Source organism: Xanthomonas sp. MUS 060, from assembly GCF_000963215.1.
GTDB lineage: Bacteria > Pseudomonadota > Gammaproteobacteria > Xanthomonadales > Xanthomonadaceae > Xanthomonas_A.
Genome location: NZ_JZIM01000007.1, coordinates 124,668 through 135,228, shown reverse-complemented (window position 1 = coordinate 135,228; position 10,561 = coordinate 124,668). Strand labels below are relative to the sequence as shown.

At 63.6% G+C, this 10,561-nt stretch carries 9 protein-coding genes; 7 read left to right on the top strand and 2 right to left on the bottom strand.

What is annotated here, in order from left to right:
- Positions 1-118 precede the first annotated feature (118 nt).
- Positions 119-715: a hypothetical protein gene (locus XANALMUS060_RS19785; RefSeq protein ID WP_152640456.1), complete on the top strand. Its 597-nt coding sequence runs from the start codon at positions 119-121 to the stop codon at positions 713-715.
- Between the two features lie 497 nt (positions 716-1,212).
- Here the strand turns inward: XANALMUS060_RS19785 and XANALMUS060_RS21965 are convergent, their stop codons facing one another.
- Together XANALMUS060_RS21965 and XANALMUS060_RS21960 are read right to left on the bottom strand one after the other, a co-directional pair.
- Positions 1,213-1,428 carry a hypothetical protein gene (locus XANALMUS060_RS21965; RefSeq protein ID WP_045738199.1) on the bottom strand — a complete coding sequence of 72 codons (216 nt, stop codon included), beginning with the start codon at positions 1,426-1,428 and terminating at the stop codon, positions 1,213-1,215.
- Positions 1,412-1,666, bottom strand: coding sequence for a hypothetical protein (locus XANALMUS060_RS21960; RefSeq protein WP_235430437.1), 255 nt, complete (start codon positions 1,664-1,666; stop codon positions 1,412-1,414). Before XANALMUS060_RS21960 ends, XANALMUS060_RS21965 begins: the two co-directional genes overlap by 17 nt.
- 1,818 nt (positions 1,667-3,484) lie before the next feature.
- Here XANALMUS060_RS21960 and thrS point away from each other — a divergent pair.
- The 6 genes from thrS to pheT all read left to right on the top strand — a co-directional run bounded on the left by thrS (position 3,485) and on the right by pheT (position 10,560).
- Positions 3,485-5,389, top strand: a complete 1,905-nt coding sequence (gene thrS / locus XANALMUS060_RS09590; protein WP_045738196.1) for a threonine--tRNA ligase — start codon at positions 3,485-3,487, stop codon at positions 5,387-5,389.
- 63 nt (positions 5,390-5,452) lie between these two features.
- Positions 5,453-5,977, top strand: coding sequence for a translation initiation factor IF-3 (gene infC / locus XANALMUS060_RS09585; protein ID WP_230596011.1), 525 nt, complete (start codon positions 5,453-5,455; stop codon positions 5,975-5,977).
- A 328-nt stretch (positions 5,978-6,305) separates the two neighbouring features.
- Positions 6,306-6,503, top strand: coding sequence for a 50S ribosomal protein L35 (gene rpmI / locus XANALMUS060_RS09580; RefSeq protein WP_010342861.1), 198 nt, complete (start codon positions 6,306-6,308; stop codon positions 6,501-6,503).
- 10 nt (positions 6,504-6,513) lie between these two features.
- The gene (gene rplT / locus XANALMUS060_RS09575; RefSeq protein ID WP_010342859.1) at positions 6,514-6,873 is read left to right on the top strand and encodes a 50S ribosomal protein L20; all 360 of its coding nucleotides are present in this window, start codon (positions 6,514-6,516) and stop codon (positions 6,871-6,873) included.
- 204 nt (positions 6,874-7,077) lie between these two features.
- Positions 7,078-8,073 carry a phenylalanine--tRNA ligase subunit alpha gene (gene pheS / locus XANALMUS060_RS09570; protein ID WP_045738195.1) on the top strand — a complete coding sequence of 332 codons (996 nt, stop codon included), beginning with the start codon at positions 7,078-7,080 and terminating at the stop codon, positions 8,071-8,073.
- Positions 8,074-8,181: 108 nt separating this feature from the next.
- The gene (gene pheT / locus XANALMUS060_RS09565) at positions 8,182-10,560 is read left to right on the top strand and encodes a phenylalanine--tRNA ligase subunit beta (protein ID WP_045738194.1); all 2,379 of its coding nucleotides are present in this window, start codon (positions 8,182-8,184) and stop codon (positions 10,558-10,560) included.
- Position 10,561 lies beyond the last annotated feature (1 nt).

The following is a 10,561-nucleotide window of genomic DNA, read 5'->3' as shown; positions in this document are numbered from 1 at the left end:
GTCACCACGTGCCGGAAGGTGGCACGGCGGTGACCAATTACGTCCTGGCAGGTGATCCGGTGAGTGCGGCCAGTCGGCATTACGGCACGGTGGCCACGTGCCGGAAGGTGGCACGGCGGTGACCAATTACGTCCTGGCAGGTGATCCGGTGAGTGCGGCCAGTCGGCATTACGGCACGGTGGTGATTTTGGCGACTCCAGAGAATGTGCAAGCGCTCAAAGACGCGCACTACCTCGACGTCAGCCACGGCGCATCGTCACCCAATCCGCTGCGGGCGATGCGCATGGGCGATCACAGCGGTACACACTTCACTGGCCCGCAGAGCGTGCTGTCCCCGGAGAGGCTGGCGCAGCTCCAAGCCAACTACGCACACAACAAGGCCGCCTTTGACCATGTTCGCCAGGACATACATCAGAACCGTGAGCTACTGAACATGGCCCTGAATCCTGGCGCGACTGCCGCCATGGCGGCGAAGGCGGAAGCACTGGCGCTGCAGCGGCGTGCCGAACATGCCTACGCGGCCAGTGGTCCGACTGTCGAACGCGTCATCAATGCGGCCGAATGCGCATGGGCGATCACAGCGGTACACACTTCACTGGCCCGCAGAGCGTGCTGTCCCCGGAGAGGCTGGCGCAGCTCCAAGCCAACTACGCACACAACAAGGCCGCCTTTGACCATGTTCGCCAGGACATACATCAGAACCGTGAGCTACTGAACATGGCCCTGAATCCTGGCGCGACTGCCGCCATGGCGGCGAAGGCGGAAGCACTGGCGCTGCAGCGGCGTGCCGAACATGCCTACGCGGCCAGTGGTCCGACTGTCGAACGCGTCATCAATGCGGCCGAACATATGCTGCCGGCCAAGCTTATGAGACCGTCACCCATCCAGGGCAGTGGTTCGGTCAGAGCGCGCCAGCCGCATCCACGCCACATCCTGCCGTGGACAGGCAACAGGCGCAGCAACACCAAGCGCCGCATTTGGTGCAGCCCCCCACGCATGTACATGCACCACCTCCACAGCACAGCACTGCTGCCCCGGGAGACCGTCACCCATCCAGGGCAGTGGTTCGGTCAGAGCGCGCCAGCCGCATCCACGCCACATCCTGCCGTGGACAGGCAACAGGCGCAGCAACACCAAGCGCCGCATTTGGTGCAGCCCCCCACGCATGTACATGCACCACCTCCACAGCACAGCACTGCTGCCCCGGAAAAATCAGCCAGCGTGGACATGCAGGAACAGGCGCGCATTGCGCAACTGCAGCAGCAGGAACAGCAAGCGCAGGCAGCGCGCGAGCAGCAACATCGCCTCGCGCAGCAACACGCGCAGTTGCACCGCCAAGCCATGGATGCGGAGCAACACGAACACGACCAGCGCCACAGCCAAGACACCCGTTCGCATCAACACGAACAAATCAGCCAGCGTGGACATGCAGGAACAGGCGCGCATTGCGCAACTGCAGCAGCAGGAACAGCAAGCGCAGGCAGCGCGCGAGCAGCAACATCGCCTCGCGCAGCAACACGCGCAGTTGCACCGCCAAGCCATGGATGCGGAGCAACACGAACACGACCAGCGCCACAGCCAAGACACCCGTTCGCATCAACACGAACAGCGCCAAGCCGCCGAGCGAGCCGATGTTGCACACCCCGCCAGTGGCGCGCACGCGCACCACAGCTCCCGCTGATGACGGCACATCCCCTGGAGCCTGGCGACCGCAGCGTCGCCGTGCAGTCCTTGCAACAACACTTGCAGGCCATCGGCGCCACCGACCACGATGGCAAGGCCATCCAGGACGACAAGCACTACGGCCCCCGCACCCAACAGGCGGTGGAGAACTTCCAGCGTTGGGCTGGCCGCGAGCCAACCGGCATCGCCGACCCAGGCACGCTCGAAGCACTGCAAACGCATGCCCAGTTCGCCGCGCGGCAGAAGACACAGGACCTTGCCACCGACCGCCATTTGGCAGACCAAGCCACAGCTCCCGCTGATGACGGCACATCCCCTGGAGCCTGGCGACCGCAGCGTCGCCGTGCAGTCCTTGCAACAACACTTGCAGGCCATCGGCGCCACCGACCACGATGGCAAGGCCATCCAGGACGACAAGCACTACGGCCCCCGCACCCAACAGGCGGTGGAGAACTTCCAGCGTTGGGCTGGCCGCGAGCCAACCGGCATCGCCGACCCAGGCACGCTCGAAGCACTGCAAACGCATGCCCAGTTCGCCGCGCGGCAGAAGACANCCTCGCCCCGACCTCGCCACTGCGCAGCAGCAGGCAGCACCCAAAGCGCTGGAACCCTACAGCAGCCCCAATTCGAGCGCCCGAACCCGCCTCGCCCCGACCTCGCCACTGCGCAGCAGCAGGCAGCACCCAAAGCGCTGGAACCCTACAGCAGCCCCAATTCCCGCCCCGCTGCACGCGCTCTACGCACAGACCAAGGCCACCCTGGAGGAAAAGGGCATTCCGATGTCCGAGGAACGCCTGCATCAGGTCGTCGGCAAGATGGCGATCTACGATATGACACCAGCAGGGAAAAACGATTTCGTGGTCAAGGGCGATATTTTCGAGGGCTGCGATATCGATGTCTGCTATAAGCACTTCACGCTGGACCTGCGCGAGCCAGCCCCATCGGTGCAGTCCACGCTGCAGCAGGTGCAGAACCAGCAGCAGGTACAGGAAGCAGAAGAGTTGACGGCCATGCGGCAGCAGCCAAAATACGAGCATTCGTATGGCCGATAGCCAGACCGATGGCATGAGCGCCACCGCACGCGATACACGCAGACGTGGAATTGTTCGATAAGCCAAAGACGGCCGAATGGCAGGAGCACGAGCAGGCACGGATCGTGCAATTGCAGCAGGAACAGCAAGCGCAGGTGGCGCGCGAGGATTAACACTATTTCGTGCAACCAACACGGCCAGTTCACCGAGAGTCCATGGATGGGCGGCGACGCGAGCACGAGCAAGGTTCGGCGATGAAGCTGTAGGGGGTAGCCAAAATTCATCCAGGCGGCACCGCATGGACGAATACGCACTGCTGGAACATGCCGAGCCGGGTGAGTGCATGTGGCTGCTGTTGTATCTACAACCCATGTCGGCTCACAGTGACGCTGGCGGCAGCAAGCAAATCAAGCCATGAGCCGATGATCACGCCATCGCCATCGCCATCGCCATCGCCATCGCCATCGCCATCGCCATCGCCATCGCCGCGCAGACGGGGCCGAGATCAGCTGCGGCTGGATTACCAATTTGCTCGCAACTGGTTTACCATTTTCCTCATCATCAGAGCCAGACATGGGTGGCCCGCGGCAACGCCGGCCGAGCGTGCGACATGAGCACTACCACCGCTCCCGTTTGAATTTCCGCACAAGGCTATCCGAGCAGGCGCCCTTGTGGCGCCTTCTTTTATGTCCCACGTCCTGCCATGGCGGACAGCCAAGCCGACGTGCAAGCCGCTCGCCCGTTCCCATTTTCTTTGATTGCCGACGCACATGATTACGATCACGCTTCCCGACGGCAGCCGCCGTGACTTCGAACATCCTGTCAGCCCCATGGACGTGGCTCAGTCCATTGGTCCTGGCCTGGCCAAGGCGACCATCGCTGGTCAGGTCGATGGCCGCCTGGTCGATGCCTGCGACCTCATCGATCACGATGCCAATCTACGCCTCATCACCGCCAAGGACGAGGAGGGCGTGGAGATCATTCGCCACTCCTGCGCGCATCTGGTCGGCCACGCGGTCAAGCAGTTGTACCCGGAGGCCAAGATGGTGATCGGCCCGGTCATCGCCGAGGGCTTCTACTACGATATCTACAGCGTGCGTCCGTTCACCCCCGAGGACATGGCGGCGATCGAGCGGCGCATGCAGGAACTGATTGCGCAAGACTACGACGTGATCAAGAAGGTCACCCCGCGCGCGGAGGTGATCGAGGTGTTCCAGCAGCGCGGCGAGGACTACAAACTGCGCTTGATCGCGGACATGCCCGAGGACATCACCGCCATGGGCCTGTACTACCACCAGGAATACGTGGACATGTGCCGTGGCCCGCACGTGCCCAATACGCGTTTCCTCAAGGCGTTCAAGTTGACCCGCATCTCCGGCGCCTACTGGCGTGGCGATGCCAAGAACGAGCAGTTGCAGCGGATTTACGGCACCGCCTGGGCCGACAAGAAGCAACTCGATGCCTACATCCTGCGGATGGAAGAGGCGGACAAGCGCGACCATCGCAAGATCGCCAAGGCGCTGGATCTATTCCATTTGCAGGAAGAAGGGCCCGGTCTGGTGTTCTGGCATCCCAAGGGGTGGTCGATCTGGCAGGTGGTCGAGCAGTACATGCGCAAGGTTTACCGCGACAACGGCTACGGCGAGGTGCGTTGTCCGCAGATTCTGGACGTGTCGCTGTGGCAGCAATCCGGTCACTGGGACAACTACCAGGACAACATGTTCTTCACCGAGTCGGAGAAGCGCACTTACGCGGTCAAGCCGATGAACTGCCCTGGCCATGTGCAGGTGTTCAATCAGGGCCTGCACAGCTATCGCGATTTGCCGATTCGCTACGGTGAGTTCGGTGCCTGCCACCGCAACGAGCCGTCCGGTGCGTTGCACGGCATCTTGCGCGTGCGCGGGTTCACCCAGGACGATGGTCATATCTTCTGTACCGAGCAGCAGATCGAGGCCGAGGTCACCGCCTTTCATCGCCAGGCGCTGAAGGTGTACACGGATTTCGGTTTCGACGACATCCAGATCAAGATCGCCCTGCGCCCGGACAAGCGCCTGGGTGAGGATGCGACCTGGGACAAGGCCGAAGCCGCGTTGCGCGCCGCGCTTGGTGCCTGTGGGGTGGAATGGCAGGAACTACCTGGCGAGGGCGCGTTCTACGGCCCGAAGATCGAGTATCACCTGAAGGATGCGATTGGTCGCACCTGGCAGCTCGGCACCATGCAGGTCGATTTCATGATGCCTGGCCGCCTCGGTGCCGAGTACGTGGACGAACACAGCCAGAAGCGGCATCCGGTGATGCTGCATCGGGCCATCGTCGGCTCGATGGAGCGCTTCATCGGCATCCTGATCGAGCACCACGCCGGCGTCTTCCCGGCCTGGCTGGCGCCGGTGCAGGCGATGGTCATGAATATCACCGATGCGCAGGCTGACTATGTAGACAACGTGCGGAAAGTCCTTGCAAATCAAGGCTTCCGCATCGAGGCCGATTTGCGGAACGAAAAAATCGGCTATAAGATTCGCGAACATACGCTGCAGCGGGTGCCGTATCTGCTTGTCGTGGGCGACCGCGAAAAGGAAAACGGCGCCATTGCAGTACGCACGCGCTCGGGGGAAGACTTGGGGACCATGTCGGTTGCCGCTTTCGCCGAACGCCTGCGTGCCGAGCAGTCGGCGTAAGATCATCCTGCCGCGGGCGAAATTTCCGCTCGCGGCATTCCGATTCCCCTGGGAGATTGCAACATCAGTACCCCTGACAACAAACAGAACCGCAAGAACCAAGAGATCCGCGTTCCCCGTGTCCGCGTGATCGGTGCCGATGGCGAGATGGTGGGCGTGTTGAGCCGCGACGAAGCGCTGGCGATGGCCGAAGAAGACGGCCTGGACCTGGTCGAGATCCAGCCGCAGGCCGATCCGCCAGTGTGCAAGATCATGGACTTCGGCAAGTTCAAGTTCGAACAGCAGAAAAAGGCCAACGAGGCCAAGAAAAAGACCAAGCAGGTCGAGATCAAGGAAATCAAGTTCCGTCCGGTCACCGACGAGGGCGATTACCAGATCAAGCTGCGCAACATGCGCCGCTTCCTCGAAGAGGGCGACAAGGTCAAGGTCAATATCCGCTTCCGTGGTCGTGAAATGAGCCACCAGGAGCTCGGTCGCGAGATGGCGGCCCGGATCGAGGCCGACCTGGGCGAAGACATCGTCATCGAATCGCGTCCGCGTCTGGAAGGACGGCAGATGGTGATGATGATCGCGCCGAAGAAGCGCTGATCCCAGGCGCTTGCGGTCGCGTCGCCATTCTGCGGCGAGGCCGCTTTGGGGATGCCGCACATCGTTCGGTGGCAGACGCGTCGACGGCATGCCGGCTGCGTATGAGTCTGCTGTCTTCCCGCACTGCAACGAACTACATGATTTGCAAGGTATTCCAAGCCCTGGCATAATAGGCGGCCCAGTTCGCTGGGTTTGCCGTTCGCGCGGTAATCAGGACCTGCTCTGATCCCTTGCGGATCAAGGGCTTACAAGCCGGTAAGGGCAAGGATGGAAAGCGTGGCGCCGCCACCGCCCTGACCAGTGACAAAACATCCTCAAGGACATTGCAATGCCCAAGATCAAGACCAACCGGGCGGCGGCCAAGCGTTTCCGCAAGACTGCCTCCGGCAAGTACAAGGCTGGCCACGCCAACCGTAGCCACATCCTCACCAAGAAAGCGACCAAGCGCAAGCGCAACCTGCGGCAGACGAACCACGTTCGTGCCGAGGACGCAGGCCGTCTTGACCGTATGCTTCCCTACCTCTGAGGACTGAACCATGGCTCGAGTTAAGCGTGGCGTCCAGGCGCGTCGTCGTCACAAGAAAGTTCTGAACCTCGCCAAGGGCTACTACAACGCCCGTCGCAAGGTCTTCCGCGTTGCCAAGCAGGCGGTGATCAAGGCGCAGCAGTACGCCTACATCGGCCGTAAGCAGAAGAAGCGCAATTTCCGTTCGTTGTGGATCACCCGCATCAATGCGGCGGCTCGCATCAACGGCATGAGCTACAGCCGTTTCATGAACGGCCTGCTCAAGGCTGGCATCACCCTCGACCGCAAGGTGCTGGCGGATATCGCCGTGCACGACGCACAGGGCTTTGCCGCCCTGGCGGAGAAGGCGAAGGGCGCGCTGGCGGCATAAATGCGAGTCCCCTCGTAGAACCCGCATCGTGCGTGCGGGTGTTGACGGGGTGCAATCGCAAGCATGCGGGGGAAGGGCGCGAGTCCTTCCCCTTTTGCGTTTTGGGTGTCCCGCAGGTGGGGCGTCTGCCAGGGTGCGGGATGGTCCCGCGTTGGCGGCAACAGGGGCAACGGGTTCGATCGGAGCAGGTGAGGCGCGAGTGCAATGAGTGAAATCGATTCCCTGTGCGGACAGGCGCTGGCGGACATCGCCGCAGCGCAAAGTCCGGAAGCGCTGGAGCAGTTGCGGGTCGCGCTGTTGGGCAAGAGCGGCAGCATCACCGCTCAACTCAAGCAGCTCGGTGGCTTGGCGCCGGAGCAGCGCAAGCAGGCCGGCGAGGCGATCAACCGCGTGCGCGATACCGTGTCTGTGGCGCTGGCCGAGCGTCGTGCGCTACTGGACACCGCCGCACTGGACGCACGCCTGGCGGTCGAACGCATCGATGTGACCTTGCCGGGGCGGCGCGGCGAACGCGGCGGGCTGCATCCGGTCACGCGCACGTTGGAGCGCATCACCGAGATCTTCGCGCGGTTGGGCTACGAACTGGCCGATGGTCCGGAGATCGAGGACGACTGGCATAACTTCGAAGCGTTGAATTTCCCGCCGCACCATCCGGCGCGGGCGATGCACGATACGTTCTACTTTGGCGATGGTCGCCTGTTGCGGACTCACACTTCCGGTGTGCAGGTACGCTACATGGGCAAGCATGCGCCGCCGTTGCGCATGATCGCAGCCGGAAAGGTCTATCGCAGCGACAGCGATCAGACCCACTCGCCGATGTTCCACCAGGTCGAGGGCTTGCTGGTGGACGAGCATTCAACTTTCGCCGATCTCAAGGGCACCTTGTCCGAGTTCGTGCGCGCGTTCTTCGAGCGCGATTTCCAGATGCGCTTGCGTCCCAGCTATTTCCCGTTCGTCGAACCCGGCGCCGAGGTCGATATCGCCTGGCAACAGCCCGACGGCAGTACCCGCTGGCTGGAGGTGCTGGGCTGCGGCATGGTGCATCCGAACGTGTTGCGCAGTGTCGGCATCGATCCGGAGCGTTACACCGGCTTCGCCTTCGGCATGGGCGTGGAGCGGTTTGCGATGCTGCGTTACGGCGTCAACGACCTGCGCGCGTTCTTCGAGAACGATGTGCGCTTCTTACGCCAGTTCGCCTGAATTTCCGCCCGGACTCGGGGCGCTGGATACGCCGGAGCATCGGCTCCGGTGGTTCGCGCGAGGCGCCATCCGAGTCCTGAGTCCAGAATCCCGAGTCCCGGAAACAGCATGAAATTCTCTGAAAACTGGCTGCGCAGCCACGTTCCCACCCAGGCCACGCGCGAGCAGCTTGCGGCCACCCTGACCGCCATCGGCCTGGAAGTCGAGGAGGTCGTGCCGCTCGGCGAGTCGTTGCAGCAGGTGGTGGTCGCGCGGATCCTTGAGGCCTCGCCGCATCCTGAGGCGGACCGGCTGCAGGTGTGTCGGGTCGACGCCGGGCAGGGCGATGCGCTGCAGATCGTCTGTGGTGCGCCCAACGCTCGCCCTGGGCTGGTCGCGCCGCTGGCGCTGGTCGGTGCCCAGGTTGGCGGCATCGCGATCAAGCCGGCCACACTGCGCGGCATCGCCTCCAACGGCATGTTGTGCTCGGCCAAAGAACTGGGGCTGGACAATGATGCGTCCGGTTTGTTCGAACTGCCCGACGATGCTCCGGTCGGGCAGTTGCTGGCCGATTACCTAGGCTTGCCCGACGCCAGTATCGAGATCAAGCTCACTCCCAATCGCGCGGACTGTTTCGGCGTGCGCGGCATCGCCTACGACGTGGCTGCGGCTTGCGGCAGCGAGGTGTTGCCGCTTGCGCTCGCACCGGTGGCGCAAGCCAGTGCACGCACACTGCAGGTGCGTCTGGATGCGGGTGCCGCCGCACCGCGCTATTGCGGACGCGTGGTCGAGGATCTCGATCCGAGCGCGAAGACGCCGCTGTGGATGGCCGAGCGTCTGCGTCGCAGTGGTGTGCGCCCGGTTGCGTTGCTCGTGGATATCACCCAGTACGTGATGCTGGAGCTGGGTCAGCCGATGCATGCCTTCGATCTGGAGACCTTGCATGGCCCGATCGGCGTGCGCCACGCGCGTGCTGGCGAGACGCTGACCCTGCTCGACGGTCGCGAGGCCGTGCTCGACCCCGGCTTCCTGGTCGTGACCGACGCCGATTGCGTGGTCGCGCTGGCGGGATTGATGGGCGGCCACGCCACCCGCGTCACCGAGGCCACCCGTCATGTCTTCCTGGAAGCGGCGCATTTCGCCCCAGCGGCGATCATGGGCCGTGGCCGCAAGCTGGGCTTGCATACCGATGCCGGCCATCGCTTCGAACGCGGCGTGGATCCAGCATTGCCGAAGCAGGCGTTGGAGATGGCGACGCGGCTGGTGCTGGAACTGGCGGGCGGACGCGCAGGTCCAGTGGTGGAGGTCGAGCGCAACGAATTTCTGTCGACACCGGCACCGATCACGCTGCGCCGTGCGCGTATTACCCGCGTGCTAGGCATCGAGATCGCCGATGCCGAAGTGCAGCGCATTCTGCAAGCGCTAGGCATGGAGGTGATGGCCTCGGCCCATGGCTGGCAGGTCACTGCGCCGAGCCGCCGCTTCGACATCGCGCTGGAAGAGGATCTGATCGAGGAATTGGCCCGCATCCACGGCTACGATCGCCTGCCGACCACCTTGCCCAGCGGCGCGGCGCGCATCGCCATGGGCAGCGAGACGTGCCTGGACGAGCGCAGCGTGCGCGCACAGTTGGTCGCCCGCGATTTGCTGGAAACCATCAACTACGCCTTTGTCGACGCGACTCTGCTGGACCAATGGGGCCTGCGCGACGGGCGTGTGCCGCTGGCCAATCCGCTCAGCGCCGAGTTGGCAGTCATGCGCCCGTCGCTGTTGCCGGGGGTGGTCGCCGCGCTGGGCCGGAATGTGGCGCGTCAGGCCGGGCGGGTGCGTCTGTTCGAGATCGGTAAGGTCTTCGCCGCCGCGACCAGTGTCGATGCGGCGCCGAGCGAAACGCAGCGCGTGGCCGCGGTGGTGTGCGGCGATGCCGATGCGCTGCAATGGGGCTTGCCGGCGCGCAAGGTCGATTTTCACGACCTCAAGGGCGATCTGGAGGCCTTGGCCGCCGCGTCCGGCGCACTACTGGAGTACCGCGCGTCGGCATTGCCGTTTGCGCATCCCACGCGTTCTGCCGATGTGTACCGGGACGGGGGGCGGATCGGTTGGATCGGTCAGTTGCATCCGCGCTTGCTGCAGGCGATGCAGCTCGATGTGGAGGTGATCGGCTTCGAACTGGATCTGGCGCCGCTGGTGGCGCGCGCCTTGCCGCGCGCTGCCGAATTGTCGCGGTTCCCCTCGGTGCGTCGCGATCTGGCCGTCGTGGTGCCGGAGGCGGTGCACTGGATGCAGGTGGCACAGAGCGTGCGTACTGCGGTCGGTCCATTGCTGCGGGAGGTGGTGCTATTCGACCGCTATGTCGGTCCAGGGGTCGAGGCGGGTTGCAAGAGTCTTGCTATGGGCTTGATTTTGCAGGACAACTCGCGCACTCTGACAGATCGCGATGTGGAATCGGTGGTCGCCGATGCGGTCGCGGCGCTGGCCCGCGAACACGATGCGCGGCTGCGTGGCTGAG

Excerpts from the sequence above, each read along its gene's own strand:
- XANALMUS060_RS21965 (WP_045738199.1), bottom strand. The coding sequence starts at position 1,428 with ATGTCCACGCTGGCTGATTTGTTCGTGTTGATGCGAACGGGTGTCTTG.
- pheS (WP_045738195.1), top strand. The coding sequence starts at position 7,078 with ATGAGTGAAATCGATTCCCTGTGCGGACAGGCGCTGGCGGACATCGCC.
- rplT (WP_010342859.1), top strand. The coding sequence starts at position 6,514 with ATGGCTCGAGTTAAGCGTGGCGTCCAGGCGCGTCGTCGTCACAAGAAA.
- pheT (WP_045738194.1), top strand. The coding sequence starts at position 8,182 with ATGAAATTCTCTGAAAACTGGCTGCGCAGCCACGTTCCCACCCAGGCC.
- thrS (WP_045738196.1), top strand. The coding sequence starts at position 3,485 with ATGATTACGATCACGCTTCCCGACGGCAGCCGCCGTGACTTCGAACAT.
- rpmI (WP_010342861.1), top strand. The coding sequence starts at position 6,306 with ATGCCCAAGATCAAGACCAACCGGGCGGCGGCCAAGCGTTTCCGCAAG.